The 18,554-nt window shown below is 42.1% G+C and carries 15 protein-coding genes; all 15 read right to left on the reverse strand.

The features are described from left to right. Positions 1 to 60: 60 nt before the first annotated feature. The gene (sigG, locus tag ACIQXH_RS09495; protein WP_402868568.1) at positions 61 to 882 is read right to left on the reverse strand and encodes an RNA polymerase sporulation sigma factor SigG; all 822 of its coding nucleotides are present in this window, start codon (positions 880 to 882) and stop codon (positions 61 to 63) included. A 109-nt stretch (positions 883 to 991) separates the two neighbouring features. Beyond that, the gene (gene sigE, locus ACIQXH_RS09500; RefSeq protein WP_230158218.1) at positions 992 to 1,711 is read right to left on the reverse strand and encodes an RNA polymerase sporulation sigma factor SigE; all 720 of its coding nucleotides are present in this window, start codon (positions 1,709 to 1,711) and stop codon (positions 992 to 994) included. A gap of 57 nt (positions 1,712 to 1,768) precedes the next feature. Next, a complete protein-coding gene (gene spoIIGA, locus ACIQXH_RS09505) occupies positions 1,769 to 2,695 on the reverse strand; it encodes a sigma-E processing peptidase SpoIIGA (RefSeq protein WP_403080033.1) in 927 nt (308 codons plus the stop codon). Positions 2,696 to 3,186: 491 nt separating this feature from the next. After that, positions 3,187 to 4,350, reverse strand: a complete 1,164-nt coding sequence (gene ftsZ / locus ACIQXH_RS09510) for a cell division protein FtsZ (protein WP_402868187.1) — start codon at positions 4,348 to 4,350, stop codon at positions 3,187 to 3,189. Between the two features lie 41 nt (positions 4,351 to 4,391). Continuing rightward, a complete protein-coding gene (gene ftsA / locus ACIQXH_RS09515) occupies positions 4,392 to 5,690 on the reverse strand; it encodes a cell division protein FtsA (protein WP_402868185.1) in 1,299 nt (432 codons plus the stop codon). 225 nt (positions 5,691 to 5,915) lie between these two features. Continuing rightward, entirely contained in the window at positions 5,916 to 6,149 is a 234-nt protein-coding gene (locus tag ACIQXH_RS09520; protein ID WP_402868183.1) for a DUF1290 domain-containing protein, read from the reverse strand. Positions 6,150 to 6,525: 376 nt separating this feature from the next. Continuing rightward, on the reverse strand, positions 6,526 to 7,302 hold the full coding sequence (locus ACIQXH_RS09525; protein WP_403080034.1) for a cell division protein FtsQ/DivIB: 777 nt from the start codon (positions 7,300 to 7,302) through the stop codon (positions 6,526 to 6,528). Positions 7,303 to 7,415: 113 nt separating this feature from the next. After that, the gene (murB, locus tag ACIQXH_RS09530; RefSeq protein ID WP_402956204.1) at positions 7,416 to 8,327 is read right to left on the reverse strand and encodes a UDP-N-acetylmuramate dehydrogenase; all 912 of its coding nucleotides are present in this window, start codon (positions 8,325 to 8,327) and stop codon (positions 7,416 to 7,418) included. A gap of 362 nt (positions 8,328 to 8,689) precedes the next feature. Continuing rightward, positions 8,690 to 9,790, reverse strand: coding sequence for a stage V sporulation protein E (gene spoVE / locus ACIQXH_RS09535; RefSeq protein WP_403080035.1), 1,101 nt, complete (start codon positions 9,788 to 9,790; stop codon positions 8,690 to 8,692). Between the two features lie 168 nt (positions 9,791 to 9,958). Continuing rightward, a complete protein-coding gene (gene murD, locus ACIQXH_RS09540; protein ID WP_403080037.1) occupies positions 9,959 to 11,311 on the reverse strand; it encodes a UDP-N-acetylmuramoyl-L-alanine--D-glutamate ligase in 1,353 nt (450 codons plus the stop codon). 1 nt (position 11,312) lies between these two features. Then, on the reverse strand, positions 11,313 to 12,290 hold the full coding sequence (gene mraY / locus ACIQXH_RS09545) for a phospho-N-acetylmuramoyl-pentapeptide-transferase (RefSeq protein WP_402868174.1): 978 nt from the start codon (positions 12,288 to 12,290) through the stop codon (positions 11,313 to 11,315). Positions 12,291 to 12,365: 75 nt separating this feature from the next. Further along, positions 12,366 to 13,838, reverse strand: a complete 1,473-nt coding sequence (locus ACIQXH_RS09550; RefSeq protein ID WP_403080039.1) for a UDP-N-acetylmuramoyl-L-alanyl-D-glutamate--2,6-diaminopimelate ligase — start codon at positions 13,836 to 13,838, stop codon at positions 12,366 to 12,368. A gap of 153 nt (positions 13,839 to 13,991) precedes the next feature. After that, complete coding sequence (locus ACIQXH_RS09555; protein WP_402868170.1) at positions 13,992 to 15,914, reverse strand: stage V sporulation protein D; 1,923 nt, start codon at positions 15,912 to 15,914, stop codon at positions 13,992 to 13,994. A 120-nt stretch (positions 15,915 to 16,034) separates the two neighbouring features. Then, a complete protein-coding gene (locus ACIQXH_RS09560) occupies positions 16,035 to 18,194 on the reverse strand; it encodes a penicillin-binding protein (protein WP_403080041.1) in 2,160 nt (719 codons plus the stop codon). Beyond that, the gene (gene ftsL / locus ACIQXH_RS09565) at positions 18,194 to 18,550 is read right to left on the reverse strand and encodes a cell division protein FtsL (RefSeq protein WP_402868166.1); all 357 of its coding nucleotides are present in this window, start codon (positions 18,548 to 18,550) and stop codon (positions 18,194 to 18,196) included. The genes ACIQXH_RS09560 and ftsL overlap by 1 nt, the downstream gene beginning before the upstream one ends. Positions 18,551 to 18,554 lie beyond the last annotated feature (4 nt).

Here is an 18,554-nt window from a genome sequence, read left to right on the forward strand (position 1 = left end):
TTGGCGGGCATGAGAATCATCCCTTACCCGCTTCAGTCAACTGTTACTCGTGCTCAGCTTTTACTGTTGAATGTTTTTATTCATTTGCTTGATTGCCGCTTTTTCCAAGCGGGAGACTTGAGCTTGTGAAATGCCGATTTCCTCGGCTACCTCCATTTGGGTCTTCCCTTGGAAAAATCGTTTACGAAGGATCATTTTTTCACGGTCATTCAACCGTCTCATCCCTTCGTTTATGGCTATCTCATCAATCCAGGTACTATCCTTATTTTTTTCATCACTTAATTGGTCGAGTACATAAATCGGATCCCCGCCATCATTATAAATCGGTTCGAAAAGGGATACTGGATCTTGGATTGCATCTAACGCGAAAACAATTTCTTCGTGCGGTAATCCTAACACTTTGGCGATTTCTTCAGCTGTGGGCTCACGTAGAGTCTGGCTGATAAGTTTTTCCTTAACCTGCAATGCTTTATAAGCAATGTCCCTTAAAGACCGGGAAACACGTATTGGATTATTATCACGAAGATACCTTCTGATTTCTCCAATAATCATTGGTACAGCATACGTTGAAAACTTTACGTTCTGACCCAAGTCAAAATTATCTATCGATTTCATCAACCCTATACAGCCTACCTGAAATAGATCATCTACATATTCTCCTCGATTGTTAAAGCGTTGAATGACGCTCAAAACGAGTCGAAGATTCCCGTTTACCAGTTTCTCTCTTGCTGAAAGCTCGCCACCTTGCAATTCTTTAAAGAGTTTTCTCATTTCATCATTTTTCAAAACCGGTAATTTCGATGTATCCACACCGCAGATTTCAACCTTGTTACGAGACAAAATTCTTCCCTCCTCACAGGAGTGCTGTACAAAAAACAGTATTTCCGCGGGAGGGAAAAATATGCATAGGGTATTTTTGAAAAATCAAAACATCTCTTCATCCAAGCACAAGAAAGTACGGTCTCAAAAGCTTTATACTCGAAATATTTTTTTACACCATTTTATTAAATTCTTTTCTTAGCCGTTTAATAATTCTTTTCTCCAACCTTGAAATATAGGATTGGGAAATCCCGAGCATATCCGCAACATCCTTTTGCGTCTTTTCTTCTCCGCCAGCAAGTCCAAATCGAAGTTCCATTATTTGTTTTTCACGATCAGAGAGCTGCGTCAGGGCTTTCGTTAGTAGCTTCCGATCCACATTCGCCTCTAGATCCTTAGTGATGATGTCATCATCAGTCCCCAGAACATCTGAGAGCAGGAGTTCATTTCCATCCCAATCGATATTCAAGGGCTCATCAAAAGAAACTTCCGAACGGATTTTATTATTTCTCCTTAAATACATTAATATTTCATTCTCGATGCATCTCGAAGCATATGTAGCAAGTTTGATTTTTTTCTCGGGATTGAATGTATTGACTGCCTTAATCAAGCCAATGGTCCCAATGCTAATTAAATCTTCGATATTGATTCCCGTATTCTCAAATTTCCTTGCAATATAGACGACAAGCCTTAGATTCCTCTCGATTAAGATAGAGCGGGCAGCTTCATCGCCTTTTGGTAACTTATTGATCAATATTGCCTCTTCTTCTTTTGAAAGTGGGGGCGGGAGCGCCTCACTTCCTCCTATATAAAATATTTCGTCCGTCTTCAATCCGAGCTTGAACAAGAGTTTGTACCAAAAATAGGTGAGCCGAAGAATAAATTTCTTCAAAATAATTCTCCCTTCTAAAATAGACGAATTGTGGAGCAAAATTGAAAGAGCAAAATGTTATGAGGCATTTTTCACCGGAATCCCGGTTAACATTTTTGGATGGACGATAGATTGATAGCTATTGTCCGCAGAAAGTTGCTGAAAGGTAAACGACACAAGGCCCTGCTTGACTTGATACTCGTTTTCCCCTTGGGATATTTTAATGAAGTCCGGCTTGATGGCCGTTAGCAATTGATGTTCATGCCCCACCACTTTATATGGAATTACGCGCATACGGCCCGTCCATGTATATTCAGGCTGTTCTTCCTGTCGGACCAGGATGTCCGGATTCTTGAACAATTCAACCATATCCGAAGGGATTCCAGCTTCATCTCCAGAAAGTGAAATGATCATAACAGGCGAACGGGTTATTGGATCATATAATTGATTCCCACTGTCCACAAGCCCCTGAAAAGTCCCTTCAAACTCTGATACTTTCACCGTGACTGACACCAGTTGCTCATGCGTTAGTTTTGTCATCTCCATTCCTTCTAGAGTACGCTTGGAAAATTGCCAGGCAAGCGGGAAGCCAACCATCACAAAAATCCAGCTGACGGGGTCACCAAAACGATTGATTCCGGCATATTGACCAGGGTTTTTGGAAACGATTTGATATTCGAATAGATAGTGAAGGCCAAGGAGGATCCCACCTGATAAAAACGTGACAAAGTATAAAGTGGCTAATGACTTCAGGAAATGGTTGAATCTGATGAACCCAAAGGTGGCCAGGACCATAAAAAGAGAAAATGCGATTTTTATATAAAATTGGTCAGCCATTGCGTAAAAAGGGGTAAATGCCAATACGATGATTAGAGAACCTATCAGCCCGCCCGCACAAACCCGCCAAAGGGCGACTCGCCGTTTGAGAATGATTGCAGTCCAATATAAGAGGAGGCAGTCAAATAACCAATTCAATAACCAAATCACATCTAAATATAAGGTCAAACACTCACCCCTCCTTTTAGAATCTAACCTTCCACTAGCAAAAAGTATAACGCACCTGATAATAGAAAGTGTGTCACTTTTTGTACAGGAAACTTAAGAGTTTTTCAGTCTTTTTTAGCCTTTTTGTAGAAAAACAGCTATTGATTTTTTCAATACTGCTTCATACCAGTTACGCTCCCTCATTTAAAGCTGTCGATTTATGGGTTGTAGAAGATAGAATTTCTTTCAGCTTCTCTTCTCAGAGTTCCATTGTTATAAAGGACCTTCTCCAAATTCAAGTTGGAAATCCATTATCCATTCCAGCCGCCTTTACGTCCTTTCATGAATTTTATGGATCAGGGCATAGCCCAACTGTTCAAACAGGTGGAGAGCAGCTCTTAGGGCCTTAAAAGTCCATATGGCGATTAACCAGTAATAATCAATCGAAACATCTTTCCGAAAAAAGCAAAAAAAGGGCCGCTCCCATAGGGAACGACCTTTTCTCTTTCAAATTAACGCCTTCTATTACGATTGCGTAGGAAGGTTGGAATATCCAAAGCTTCCTCACCTTGTCCTTGATTATTATTCCTTGTAGGCTGTTCGTTCACTTCTTCTCTCTTCACTTCACGATTTACACTAGGTGTAGGCGCTTGTGTTTGAGGTCTCGTTTGCTGTTGTTGCTGTCCAAGTGTTGAACGACCCGGAGCTCGCATGGACGTTTCAGCTTCGGTAAAGCCCGTCGCAATAACTGTAACAACAATTTCGTCCTTTAAGTTTTCATTGATGACAGAACCGAAAATCATATTTACCTCTTGATCAGAAGCGGTGGCCACAATATCGGCTGCCTCTTGGACCTCGAATAAACTTAGGTTCGTTCCACCAGTAATGTTCAATAGAACCCCTTGAGCCCCATCGATGGACGTTTCAAGCAACGGACTGGAAATCGCTTTTTTAGCTGCTTCAGCGGCGCGGTTTTCTCCAGAGGAGATCCCGATACCCATCAGGGCCGATCCACGATTTGACATGATGGTCTTAACATCGGCAAAATCCAAATTAATAAGACCAGGAACAGCGATCAAATCTGAAATCCCCTGTACCCCTTGACGAAGGACATTATCCGCTTCCCGGAATGCTTCAAGCATAGGTGTGCTTTTATCAACAATTTCAAGAAGTCGGTCATTCGGAATGACGATAAGCGTATCGACCGATTCTTTCATGGAGGCAATGCCACCTTGCGCCTGGGTTGCACGTTTGCGTCCTTCAAACGTGAAAGGACGTGTAACGACACCAACTGTCAGTGCACCAAGATCTTTAGCGATACCCGCGATAACTGGGGCAGCACCCGTACCAGTTCCGCCGCCCATTCCAGCCGTTACGAAAACCATATCAGCGCCTTTTAGCGCTTCTTCGATTTGTTCTTTACTTTCTTCCGCCGCTTTTTTACCTACCTCAGGATTCGCACCAGCACCCAATCCTCTAGTAAGCTTACCGCCGATTTGCATTTTAACTTCTGCTTTTGATAAATTAAGTGCCTGCGCATCAGTATTGACAGAAATAAATTCGACACCTTGTACACCATGTTCGATCATTCTGTTTACCGCATTGTTACCGCCGCCGCCAACACCTATAACCTTTATCGTTGCTAATTGTTCTAAATTAGAATCAAACTCCAACATGACAATCCTCCTATTTTGACGAAATTCCCGATTTTTTGTTTTTATTCAAAAAAGTAACCCAAGATTTTTTTGAATTTCGATTCACCTTTTTCACCTTGTTTTTTAGCCGTGTTCTCTTTATGTTTCTGAGAGGACTTCTGGCTCCGCTGGTCATTATTCTCTTGTGCCTGACCAGCTGGTACAGGAGTTTTATTTGTGGTGTTCTTTTGCATTCTCTCTTTCTTGCACGCATGTTTAATTAGACCGACAGCTGTCGTATATTGCGGTTCTCTGACACCAATATAATTTGGTTCGGCTGTCCTGACACGATTTTGGAATACATACTGAGCAAGTTCCAGTACTCCTGGCATCTTAACGGCCCCACCGGTCAATACGAACCCTCCCGGTACTTCCTGAAAACCAAGTCTTCTCAAATCATCTTGTATTAACTCGAAAATTTCGGTCAACCTCGCCTCAATTATATCTGAGAGCATCAGCTGGTTACATGGTTGTTGCTGGTCGCTGCCGATGATTGGTATCTGGAATACTTCGTCTTCTGACGCATCATCATAAAAGGCATGGCCATGCTTAATTTTAATTTTTTCAGCTTCCTCCATGGTAGTCCTTAGTACAATGGAGAGATCCTTTGTAAGCGTCTCCCCGCCTATAGGAATCACGGAAGTATATTGTAGATAGCCTTGCTCGAAAATCGCTAGAGTGGTAGAACCTCCCCCAATATCGACAAGCGCTACTCCAAGTTCCTTTTCATCCTTCGATAAAACCAGCCCACCTGCTGCCAATGGCTGAAGGGCAATATCCGTTATTTCTAACCCTGCTCGTTCCACACACCGCAAGGAATTATGTAAAATTGTCCGCAGACCTGTTATTAATATGCCTCTCATTTCCAGACGGACGCCAATCATGCCCCTTGGATCGCTAATTTCATCCAACTCATCAACTTTATAATGAATCGGCACCACATCGATAATTTCCCGGTCCGATGGTATGGTAATTAACTCAGCGGCTTCTCTAACACGGAATACATCGTGTTCATTAATCTCTTTATTTTCACTAGATACGGCTACTACCCCATGGCAAGGCTGAAGCGTTACGTGGTTCCCGCTGATACCGACGATCACTTTTTTGATTTCCATTCCTATCATTCGTTCAGCTTGCTCTACGGCCTTTTGAATGGATTGGACTGTTTCATCTATATCGACGATGGAGCCTTTCTTTAGCCCTTCTGATTTTACATTTCCTACGCCTATGATATTTAATGTGTCATTGACCATTTCCCCAATGATTACTTTTACACTGGATGTACCGATGTCAAGACTTACGTAGATTTCGTTGCTGTTCATTCCATGGCACCTCCTTCAGTTTATACATATATTAGTAGAATAGCATTATCCTATCAAAAGACCTATTCATTTTAGAATAACAGACCTAATTACAACTCGCTAATATTATAATAAAGTGTCATCTCGTATTATTAAGAGAAAACTCGTAGGTTTACAATCTTTATAATAGTTATCGTTCGTCTCTTGGTATCTAAATGTCTTACCTAAACTTAATACTGACTTAATCTATTCGGCATTTATACCGCAATTCCCTCTAATAATATAGATTTTTTCCATTTTTTTCAGAAAAAAATCTCTTATCCAACTGTGCCCTTTGAATTTCACCCGTATTTTGAAAGTTTCACACGTAAATACAAAGATTCCAGCTAAATACAAGTCTACACCAAGATGTACACCTAGAAAAGTCAAACTTGCAGATAAAACTATTATTAAATAAGAATACAACGGCCAATACCACATCTTCACGGAAAGTTTGAAACGTCCCCGCAACTCCCCACATTAAAAATTCCGCATGCAACAAAGACTACAAAATGAATATCAGGTCCAACTAAAATCCATGGATTTTAGCACTCAAGAGAATCAACCAGTTGGGGCATGGTCCCCTATCCCATTAAAGGCGGAGAAGGCCCCATATATGTATAGTTCTTGGAGTCTCATTTTTACTGGCACTATCAGCAAAATCACTGCAGACCCACATTACTCACTTCCATTTTTAGCTAAAAACGGATTACATTCGGTCATCCTGTACTTGCCTTTTCTATGTTGGTCAAACACTTATTCTTTTCCGAAAATGTACGCTAACTTTAGTTCAATCATTGTTGTTAAAGCAACGGATTCACTCCGGCCCGTCTTCCTTTTGTTCAGACTCATCAAAGGCTTTAAAGTAGGAACCGACCTCTAGATCGATGACTCCCTTTACCTCGGGATCCAATTGGCTGATAATGGATGGATAGTGTATCATTTTCTCAGATAGAGTACGACTTGTCGCACTAACTTCAAATCCATCATTCATGTACATAACAATATGGTATTTATCCGTTTTAGTCGGGTCATGGTGAATTTCGGAAATAGCATTTTGTATGGCCACAGGAAGCTTGTCCAGTTCCTCCAAAAGTAACTTTAATGCTTTACCCTCTTTGAAACCAATTAAAACAGGGGCAAATACTGGATTTTCACCACTCTCTAACTCTTTTAGGATGTCACCGTTTTCCAATATCGGAGCGAATTTACCATTCATGGATAAATAGGCAATTCTAGTATGCTCAGAAACCATTATTTTAACGGAATTAGGAAAAACAGGTACAACACTGGCACTTTTTATATCCGGATTTTTTTTTATGTTGGCGGCAGTCTCTCCCGTGTCAACTTTCCAGATGCTTCGGTCTTTCTTGATGTTACTTAATTTAATAATTTGCTTGGAAGTAATATACTGGTTTCCCTCTACCTTTATGGACTTCACATAGCTTAGCGGGGATAAAAAATATAATACACAAGCAACCAAAATGAAGAAAAGGGAAAGCAATAGAACAAGTCGTCTATTTGCTTTGCTCTTTCTAATTTGCTTTAGCTTAGGAATGCGGTCCTCAATGGAAACGATTTTCCCCTTTTCCACCTATTTCACCTCTTCCTAAAATGGATGATTGGTGACACTCACCAAAAAATAAGAAATAGAATTTTTCAAGTAACACATTATACCACAATATTTGGATATGAAGAATGAATATCCTATTGTTTTCTCCCGATGATTTCTACTTCTGTTTCCAATTCAATTTCATACTTGCTATATACCGTATCCTTCGCGTGTTGAATCAGAGCTTCCACGTCTGCCGCACTTCCATTACCAGTGTTGACGATGAAGTTTCCATGCATAGGGGAAATTTGGGCCCCGCCTATCGAATGCCCCTTAAGGCCAGCATCCTCCACTAACCTTCCTGCATGTCTTGGCAGTGGATTCCTGAAAATGCTTCCAGCACATGGCAAGTTATATGGTTGGGTATCTTTACGATAGTTTTTGTTATTCTGCATTCTCTCGACGATTTCACTTCGGTTACCCTCTTCTAATTGAAAGATGGCCTCCAGCACGATACCAGGTTTTTTCTTTTGAAGGAGAGATGTTCGATACGAAAACTCCATTTCCTCCTTAGAAAGCCAAGCCAAGGTTCCATCTTCAAATAGGACATGCACTTGCTTAAGGATGGCACTCATATCCGAATCGTGTGCACCTGCATTCATATACACAGCACCACCAACGGAACCTGGAATTCCACTGGCAAACTCCAGCCCGGCATATCCCTTTTTACTAATCTTCACTGATAAACTTACAAGGGAAACACCAGCTCCAGCCTTCACTTCCGTCCCATTGATTTCAAGATGATCCAGACCTTTACCTAACTTCAGTACCACACCTTCGATTCCATCATCGCTGACAAGGAGGTTTGAACCTCTTCCTATTGCTCTCCATGGCAAATTATTATCTTTGATGACCTTCATCGCTTTTTCAATATTTTCAATGGAGGATGGCTCGATGAATAGATCCGCGGGTCCACCAATTTTCATTGTCGTATGATTAGCAAGTGGCTCATGTTCCAGTATCTTGCCGATTTGCATGTCGGTTAATTGTTGTATCGCTTTATCCATGATTAACCTCCTTGTGCACCTAGATTTTAACATTATAAGTTTCATTTCCCCACCGTAATGAGGCCTCTAATTATGCAATATCAAAAACACTATTTGTTTAACTTGAAAATGAGCAAGAGTAAGCGCCTCTTCGGTCGAACCCTCTTATACTATAGTCTAAACAAGGCCGTATTGCCAATATTTATTGTAGATATCCCCACATTCCTCTTTGGTAATATTTAAGCACCATTTCATTTTTTTCAAAATCTTCTCATACGGGGCCTGGCAAATCACCGGCAACCATTCCAATCCATCCATTCCACCAAAAAAGAAGCCCGATTTTATGACGGGCTTCCTCTTTAAGAAATGTATATCATCTTGCTTTAAAACCTTGAATACCGACTGATATTCAGCAGTACGCCAATGGCCATCAACATGAGTGTCAGGGAGGAGCCACCATAACTTAATAGCGGCAAGGTGATACCTGTAACCGGCATTAAACCAGTGACCACGCCAATATTGATCATGACTTGAATAGCTACCATTGCAATGATCCCGACCGCTACCAGGCTACCATATAAGTCTGGCGCACCAAGGGCGATCCGTATTCCACGCCATAGCATGAGAGCGAATAATAAAATCACAAGTGAACCTCCAATGAACCCTAATTCTTCAGATAGTATCGCGAATATAAAGTCGGTTTGCGGTTCTGGTAAATAGAAAAACTTTTGACGACTTTGTCCTAATCCGAGGCCGAACAACCCACCGGGGCCGATTGCATAAAATGATTGGATCATTTGAAATCCACTTCCGAGCGGGTCTTCCCAAGGATCGAGGAAGGAGGTAATCCGTTTTATCCTATATGGGGCCGATAAAATAAGGCCGACAAAACCAGCTACTCCGAGTAGGGCTAGGCCAACAAAATGACTGATTCTCGCACCTGAAATAAAAATCATCACGATACATGTTCCAACCATCACTGTTCCTGTACCGAGATCAGGCTGTAACATGATAAGCCCAAATGCTAAAAATACAATGCCCAACGATGGCATCATCCCTTTTTTAAAGGAAGTGATCAGTTTTTGTCTTTCCGATAAGAATTTAGCTAAAAAAGCAATCATCGCTAACTTCATGAATTCGGACGGCTGTACGGAGAAAGCTCCCACGCCAATCCAACTCCGGGACCCGTTTCTTGCCATCCCGATACCTGGTACCAAAACGGCCAACAGTAAGATGAAGCAGATAATAATTAGCAATTTGGCCCAAGTGCGCCATGTCCAGTAATCGACATTCATGATAAAAAACATGGCTACGACACCTACACAGGCAAACAGCAACTGTCTTTTAGCAAAATAAAAGGAGTCATCGAATTTATAGTCTGCCCAAATTGCACTGGCGCTGTAAACCATAACTAAACCAATTGTCAAAAGGCTTAAGGTGACGATAATGAGAATAAGATCAGGATTGGATTTTTTTAATGGCACGGACATCCACCTCTAGGAAGTTTTTCGAGCCTGTACGAATATAAAACACTACCTGATATGCCACTTTTTTAGTGGCACTTAAGTCAAAAAAAAGCGATAACGGCTCATTATCGCTTTTTTTTCAAGGTGTCAACGTAGAAGCAGGTTCACTTCCTTCTGCGAAAGCTCTTACTTAAGTTTATGCACAGCCTCCATAAACATGTCTCCTCTTTGTTCAAAAGTTTTATATTGATCCCAGCTTGCACAAGCAGGAGAGAGGAGGATGCAGTCGCCTTCATTCGATAAATCAAAAGCAACAGGTACGGCCTTTACTACATTATCGACACGTTTTATATGGGTTATTCCTAATTCTTTAGCTATCCGTTCAATTTTCTCTGCCGTTTCACCAAATGTGATGACCGCTTTGACGTGTTTCATAGCCGGTTTCAACTCGTCGAATTCATTACCTCGGTCCAATCCGCCAGCCAACAAAATAACCGGTTCAGTGAATGAAGTAAGCGCCTTGGATGCTGCAAGGATATTCGTCGCTTTGGAATCATTATAAAATTTACGTTTTTCAATCGTTGCAACATATTGCAGACGGTGCTCCACACCGCCGAAAGTCGTCAAAACGGTATGAATGGCCTCATTAGACACACCTTTCAATTTCACTGCAGAAATAGCAGCCAGCACATTTTCCAAGTTGTGTTTTCCCGGGAGGGCAATATCCGAAACGGCAATCACTTTTTCACCGCGAAAATACACCGCTCCGTCTTCTACATAGGCCCCATTCTCATGCTTCACTTCTGTAGAAAATGGTACAAGTTCTGCCTTCGTCTTCTTGGTCATGTTTTTAACATCCACTTGATCTGCATTGAAAATCATGAAATCAGAAGCCGTTTGATTTCTTGCAATCGCCGCTTTTGCCTCAGCATATTCTTGTTTGGAACTATGATAATCCAAATGGGCATCATACAAATTCGTCACGATTGAGATTTCTGGCCGGAATTCTTCAATTCCCATCAATTGGAAGGATGACAATTCAATGACGATCGTATCTGCAGCTGTTGCCTTTTCAGCAACACCGGATGCTACCGTTCCAATATTTCCAGCAATAAGTGGTGACTTCTTACCAGCTTGCATCATTTCGAATATTAACGTAGTAGTGGTCGTTTTCCCATTTGTACCCGTGATTCCCAAAAATGGTGCTTCACTTATTTGGTAAGCGAGTTCTACCTCTGTGATGACCGGAATGCCTTTCTCCAATGCACCCTTAACAAGCGGGTTGCTATAAGGAATGCCTGGGTTCTTCACAATGAATTCGAATCCCTCATCCAATAGCTCAATCGGGTGGCTGCCACAAATGACTTTTATCCCTTGTTCAAGAAGCCCTTGTGCTTCCGGATTTTCCGATAGTGGCTTCATATCATTGACTGTTACGAACGCACCTAATTTATGTAGAAGCGAAGCTGCCGTGACTCCGCTTTTTGCCAAACCTAATACCAATACTTTTTTCTCTGAATATTTTTCTGTCTCTTTCAATTTATATCCACACCTCTAAATAGATTCCGAGTACCGCACACAATAATCCAACTGTCCAAAACGTCACGACCACGCGCCATTCAGACCAGCCAGAAAGCTCATAATGATGATGAAGCGGGCTCATTTTAAATATACGCTTACCTCTAAGCTTAAACGATCCTACTTGTAAAATGACGGATAGAGTTTCAATGACGAAGACTCCACCAATAATGACCAACAGCAATTCAAGTTTGGTTAATAGAGCAATCGTAGCAATCGCTCCCCCTAAGGCTAGCGATCCTGTATCCCCCATAAACACCTTTGCTGGGTGGGCATTAAAAACTAGAAAGCCTAAGACTGCGCCGACGATTGCCACTGAGAATATCGCCACATCGTATTGTGACTGGCTCCAAGCAAGTATGGCAAAAGCACCGAAAGCAATCGCGGACGTTCCTGAAACGAGACCATCCAATCCATCAGTCAAATTGACGGCATTAGAAAAACCTACCAACCAGAAAATCACGATAATTAGGTACGCCCAACCAAAATTAATGGAAAAATCAGTACCTGGAATCGTCAATTCAGGGTTAAAGCCGTCAGTCTGTTTGAAAACGAAGTAAAAAATGACGGATATCACGATTTGGCCTAGAAGTTTTTGCTTTGAAGTCAAGCCTAGGTTCCGTTTCATGACGACTTTGATAAAATCATCCAAGAACCCTAGTAAACCAAATCCTAAGGTAACGAATAATAATAAGTACGTTTCAGTGGATGGTTCTGAAAATTTAAATGTCATAACTAATGTGGCGATGGTGACTGATAATAGAATCACCAAACCGCCCATAGTAGGCGTTCCTGTCTTCTTTAGATGGGATTGTGGGCCTTCCTCCCTGATACTTTGCCCAAATTTCAGCCTTCTTAAAAACGGTATGAAGATTGGTGATAGAAGAACCGTTACTAAAAATGCCATCAAAATTGTATAAAAAATTACTTGTTCCAACATTCCTACTCCCTCATTCCTAACACAATTCAAATATACATTATCATTGTTGCTATTTCTTTGTTTGTCGGGCGTGAATTAATTTGCACCCAATTTTGTTTGAATTGCTTTTTCTGCTTCTTCACGATCATCAAAGTGAAGGATGGCATCTCCGACCAATTGGTAAGTTTCATGCCCTTTTCCTGCAATTAAAATGACGTCTCCCGCTTCGGCTTTTGAAACGGCATACTCAATCGCTTCTCTTCGGTCCACTATCACCGTATATTCTTCTCCTTCAACTCCCGCTTCCATATCACGAAGGATTTGCAGTGCATCCTCGCTGCGCGGATTGTCGGAAGTGAAAATTGGGTCAGTTGCCAATCTGCAGGCAATCGCTGCCATGATGGGCCGTTTTGTCTTATCCCGATCTCCACCACAACCTACAATCACAAAAATTTTACTTTTTGCAAACTCCGCTACGGTCTTCAAGACATTTTCAAGACTATCTGGTGTATGCGCATAATCAACTATGACGGGGAAATCCTGATTCGCCATAATAAGCTCAAAACGACCGGTAACACCCTTTATTGATTCAATTGATGCTATGGTCTCATCTAGGTTAATTCCCCCGCATAAAGCCGCGCCAATGGCAGCAAGGACGTTATAAACGCTGAATTTCCCAATTAACTGCAACTTAACGTTACGCGTATCCTTGCCAGCTTTTAGAGTGAAAGTAGTGCCTTGAGCGCCAATCTGTATATCACTCGCCCTAATGTCAGCATCTTTATCAATTCCGTATGTAACAACTGTAGCGGCAGTCGCCTTAATAAAATCGGCTGTTGCTTCATCATCCGCATTTAGGACTGCATATTTAGGGCGATTTTCCAATTGCGCATTGCCCAGCTGGGAAAATAACAATGATTTCGCATGTTTATATCGCTCCATCGTTTTATGGAAATCTAAATGATCTTGCGTTAAGTTAGTGAATACTGCTATATCATAGTCACATCCATGAACACGGCCAAGTTCAAGAGCATGCGAAGAGACCTCCATGATGGCCGTTGAGACACCAGCTTCAGCCATATCATGAAAAGCCTTCTGAAGCGTGACACTGTCTGGCGTCGTATTCTTCGTTTCAAATACTTTATCGACGATTTTTGTATACATCGTACCGATCAAGCCCGTTTTTTTCTTTTGATCTTCGTAAATCTTTTCAAGCAAATGGCTTGTGGTCGTTTTTCCGTTCGTACCGGTGATTCCTATCAGGTTCATCCTTTGGGTTGGGTGACCGTAAAATGCATCAGCGAGAACGGCCATGGCCCTACTTGAGTCACGGACAACAATCACAGGTACATTTAAGTTAAGCTGTCGTTCAGCAATGACAGCTGCAGCCCCATTTTCTACGGCTGATTGGGCAAAATCATGACCATCCACTGTATAACCTTTTATGCAAACGAATAAACTTCCGTCTTTAACTTTACGGTTATCATTTTCAATGGAGGTAATCTCCGGATTTTCTCCTTCATGCGCATCCAAGGAGTGTAAATAAGTTAGTAATGCGTGAAGCTTCATTTTTCCATCCCTCTCAACTTAATTTGAGGATTAATTATATGTGATTAATTTTGGCTTGTCGAGAAACCAGCTTTTATTATACGGGGTTTAATCGACTCCGTAAACAAAGCGGCTGATTTTTTTCAGCCGCTTTTCACTATTCTTATTTTATACTTATTCTGTTTGTTCGCCAAGATAAATTCTAATTGTTGAACCTTCTTTTAATTTCACTCCTGCATCCGGAGCTTGTTTTATGACTTTATCCCCCTTACCGGCCATGTCTATCTTAAGGTCCAGAAGTTGGGTTTGTAACTCTTTTTTGCTCATTCCAACAACATTTGGTACCTCGATCATCACCGGATCGGTCCAGACTTTTTCTTTTTCAATCTGGTTTTTCCTTGGTTTGACACCCATCGCCCTTAGTGAATCCTCCATGATGTTCCCAACAATCGGGGCAGCGACCACACCACCAAATTGAACGGTCCCTTTCGGATTATCCACAGCGATATACACGACGATTTGGGGATCATCCGCTGGGGCGACACCAATAAATGAGAGTATATAATTATTGTCTAAATATCTCCCATTCTCGGCTTTTTGGGCTGTTCCTGTTTTCCCCCCGACCCGATACGATTCCACGAAAGCTCCCTTACCGCTTCCTTTTGCCACAACGGATTCAAGTGCTTCCCGAACTTTCTTCGAGGTTTCTTCAGAAATCACCTTTTTTTTCGCCTGTGGGGTTTTCCGCATGACCACTTCCCCCGTTTTCGGGTCGACCAATTCTTTTGCAATATAAGGGGTATATAGTGTCCCTCCATTCACAGCTGCCGATACAGCCGTGACCTGCTGGATGGGCGTGACGGCAACACCTTGTCCAAAAGCCGTGGTTGCCTGTTCAACGGGACCAACACGATCCATATTGAACATGATCCCCCTACCTTCCCCAGATAAATCAATGCCCGTTTTTTGACCGAAACCAAAATCATTTATATATTGGAACAATTTATCTTTACCAAGCCGGTTCCCTAGCTCAACGAAACCCGGGTTGCATGAGTTTTCTACGACTTCCAGAAAAGTTTGGTCACCATGACCTCCGCTTTTCCAGCAATGCAATGTAGAACCTGCAACCTCCACATGGCCGGGATCATAAAAATGGTCGTTTTGTAGATTCACCTTTCCTTCCTCTAGAGCAGCGGCAAGGGTGATGATTTTAAAAGTTGAACCTGGCTCATAAATGCTCCATACCGGCAAGTTACGGTTATATACTTCTGCAGGTACATCTTGGAATTTCGCTGGATCGAAGGTGGGCCTGCTTGACATGGCCAGTATTTCGCCCGTCTTCGGATCCATTGCAATGGCTATGAGTCCATCTGGATCATAAGTGGCCTCCGCATTATCCAGTTCCCGTTCCACAATGGTCTGAATTCGGCTATCAATCGTCAGTTTCAAATTATCTCCGTCTACTGGAGCCTTGAAATCATCCGCCATATTCTCAAGTCTTTTCCCTTTTGCATCCGAATAAAATTTCACGAACCCTCTTTCTCCATTAAGTTCCTTATCATACGATAGTTCGATTCCCATCAATCCCTGGTTATCCGAGCCTGTGAACCCCAGTACATGTGATAAGTACTCACCGAATGGGTAATGCCGCTTGGAGTCTTCCGCGATATATATACCTTTTATGCCGAGGGCCTTGATTTCCTTTGCCTTTTCATGAGAAATTTTCCTCCCCTCGGGAATCCTGGCGCTCATCGCCGGTTTGGTTAACCATTCAAAGGCTTTCTCCTTCGTGATATTCAATATGGAAGCTAGCTGTTCCGAGGTTTCACTTGGATTCTCTATTTGTCGTGGGATGACATATACTGTCGGTGCTGAGATGTTCGTTGCCAACTCGACTCCATTTCGATCCAATATTTCACCACGTTTGGCTTCAAAGGGGATATTCCTACTCCACGAATCCTTAGCTAAGCTTGTCAAATCATTTCCTAGATAAAACTGAACGATCCCTAGGCGAATGTCAATGATAAAAAAGACGACTAATCCTATTGCCAATGCGATTGCGAGCCGTTTTCGGACGGTAACATTTGAAACACGCAAAAACAGGCACCTCCATTTCATACATGCTCAATATATATGCTTGTCTACTTGGTGGTAGAATAAAAACATGCAAGAAAAAGAGTGACCCATATGAGCCACTCTTTTTCTTGCATGCTTATTTTACTCTACAGTCGTCTCTTTTGTTGGCGAATCCTTCGGTGGCTTTTCCGGCTGCCTTAATTCGACTTTGAAAGAGTCTCCTTCTTTAACCTTTGTGCCACCTTTAGGACTCTGTTTACCCACATATCCTGTGCCTGACGTATTCAGATTAAGCTTGGCAATGCTAGCTACCTTCATAACATCACGCAGTGACCAACCAGCCATGTCCGGAACCTTCATTGCCCCTTCAGGACGGAGAATAATTTTTTCCCCTTGAAGAAGGGAACTACCCGATTTAGGGGATTGGTCGAGAACTTTCCGTCCCGTTCCGATTACTTCCACTTCATATCCTAACTCCTCGAGTTCTTTAACGGACGAATTAATAGGTTGATCCGTATAGTCTTCAATCTTGTTAGTTTCCTGCTTTTTCAAATCGGATGGCTTTATGTTTAAATACATGAGGCTGTTTTGCATGACCGGGTTAAATATTTCAGAAAGAGGATCAGCTCCTACATAGGAAACACCTAATTTCGGTTGTTTGACAGCCACATATACGACAAGTTGCGGGTCATCGGCTGGAGCCATTCCCAAGAAGGAAAAGAAATAGTTGTCCTTACCTTCAAGATATCGACCAGTCGGCCCAGGAATCTGCGCAGTCCCCGTTTTTCCGGCTACGTCATACCCATCGATCGCGTACTTCTTGCCCGTTCCTTTTTTTGCCGAGACGACCGTTTCTAAATATTTACGAACTTGTTTTGCCGTCTCTGCCGAAATCGGTTCCCCCGCCACTTTCGGTTTGGTCGTTTTCAACACTTTTCCGGTATCTTGATTGGAAATGCTTTTAATGACATAGGGTTGCATCATCTTTCCGTCATTAGCTACCGCTGAAGCCGCTTGTATCTGTTGGATTGGTGTCACCGTTGTCCCTTGCCCAAACGCGGTAGTGACTTTTTCCATTTTATACTTATATTGAATCTTGCCTGTAATCTCATTCGGCAGGTCTATTCCCGTCTTTTTATCAAAGCCAAACTTCGTCAAATAGTCGCGGAATGTATCCGCACCTATTTTATCCATGGCTAAGGTTGCAAAAGCGACATTGGAAGACCGTTGAACCCCTTCAAGAAAGGACATGGTCTTGCCTGGCTCGATCCCGCTATGGTCGCCTATGGAACCTGTTGCAGCCTTGTATCTACCTGTTGTAAAACTATCATTGGGATTAAAGACCCCTTCTTCTACAGCCGCTGCTAGAGTAAATGTTTTAAAGGTGGATCCGGGTTCATAGGTTTCTTCAATGGCCAGGTTGCGCCAAGTATCCGTAAGCCCTTCCTTCGTCGTCGGATGGAATGTCGGCCTTTGGCCCATCGCCAATATTTCGCCTGTTTTAGGATTGGAAACGATGGCGATGATTTGTTCCGGTTTATATTTCCCCTGGACTTTATTCATGGAATCTTCCAGGAATGTTTGTATTTTCTTATCGATTGTCAGCGAAACATTATTCCCATTATGGGGAGCTGATACCTTTTCCTCCGCCCCTGGCAAGATCAATCCCCAAAAGTCACTTTCATAGGTCAGCTTTCCATCCGTTTCCTGCAATTCTTTATTAAGGTACTTTTCGATACCGAATTTCCCTGTCATCTCTTCTGTTTCTTCATCCTTTTCTACATATCCAATCAAATGAGAAGCAAAGACCCCATTTGGATAGAAGCGTTTGTTCGTTCTTCCAAACGTGATTCCTGGCAACTCTAATTTTTCGATTTTCTGTTTGGTGTCCTGCGTCAAGTCTTTTCCAGCACTCCCAAACTCCACTTGATACGCCCCTTTTTTTGATAGGCGTTCATAAATGGCCTGTTCATCCATATCTATATATTTAGCAAGCTTACTCGCGGTCATTTCTGGGTCTTTCACCCGTTCGCTTTCTTTTTCGCTCAAGATGGCACGTAAGATATAGGAGGAAGTATCCACAGCGATGACGTCTCCCTTAGTATCTAGAATACTGCCACGTTTCGCTTCAATAACCTGCTCTTTCTCATATTTCTTATCGATTTTTGAAGCAAGTACCTCTCCCCCGGCTGTACCCGTCACACCAATATATAAAAAGCGGCAGATTAATACAAAGAAGAGCAGGCTGAATACGAAGAATAATCCAGCTGCTCCAAGCTTCATATTTTTTTGTTTCTGCATCAGTTCTGCACAACCTTCACGTTATTATCATCCAATCCAAGGCCTAATTTGGCAGCGATTGCCCAAATGCGCTCATATCTACTAAGTTCGTCGACCTGCACCATTAAATCATCATTCAATTTACCTTGTTCTTCAATGGTCGCTTCAACCTGCTGGATTTCTTTATTCGTTTCATAAATGGCAGCTTGATTGGAAACTATCTTCACACACGCAAAGGTAATCATGATAGCAATGGCGCATAGTAATAACACTTCACCAATCGATATTTTCGCTTTACGGATGACAACAGTTTGCTGGGATTGTTGCTGTTGATCTTCATATTGCTTTTCTTGTATTTTTTTTGCTATGGCACTCATTCAT

Source organism: Peribacillus sp. NPDC097225 (assembly GCF_044761955.1).
GTDB lineage: Bacteria > Bacillota > Bacilli > Bacillales > DSM-1321 > Peribacillus.

Coding starts and splice junctions, on each gene's coding strand:
- ftsZ (WP_402868187.1), bottom strand. CDS start 4,350: ATGTTGGAGTTTGATTCTAATTTAGAACAATTAGCAACGATAAAGGTT.
- ftsA (WP_402868185.1), bottom strand. CDS start 5,690: ATGAACAGCAACGAAATCTACGTAAGTCTTGACATCGGTACATCCAGT.
- ACIQXH_RS09520 (WP_402868183.1), bottom strand. CDS start 6,149: ATGTGGTATTGGCCGTTGTATTCTTATTTAATAATAGTTTTATCTGCA.
- murB (WP_402956204.1), bottom strand. CDS start 8,327: ATGGATAAAGCGATACAACAATTAACCGACATGCAAATCGGCAAGATA.
- mraY (WP_402868174.1), bottom strand. CDS start 12,290: ATGTTGGAACAAGTAATTTTTTATACAATTTTGATGGCATTTTTAGTA.
- ACIQXH_RS09550 (WP_403080039.1), bottom strand. CDS start 13,838: ATGAAGCTTCACGCATTACTAACTTATTTACACTCCTTGGATGCGCAT.
- ACIQXH_RS09560 (WP_403080041.1), bottom strand. CDS start 18,194: ATGCAGAAACAAAAAAATATGAAGCTTGGAGCAGCTGGATTATTCTTC.
- ftsL (WP_402868166.1), bottom strand. CDS start 18,550: ATGAGTGCCATAGCAAAAAAAATACAAGAAAAGCAATATGAAGATCAA.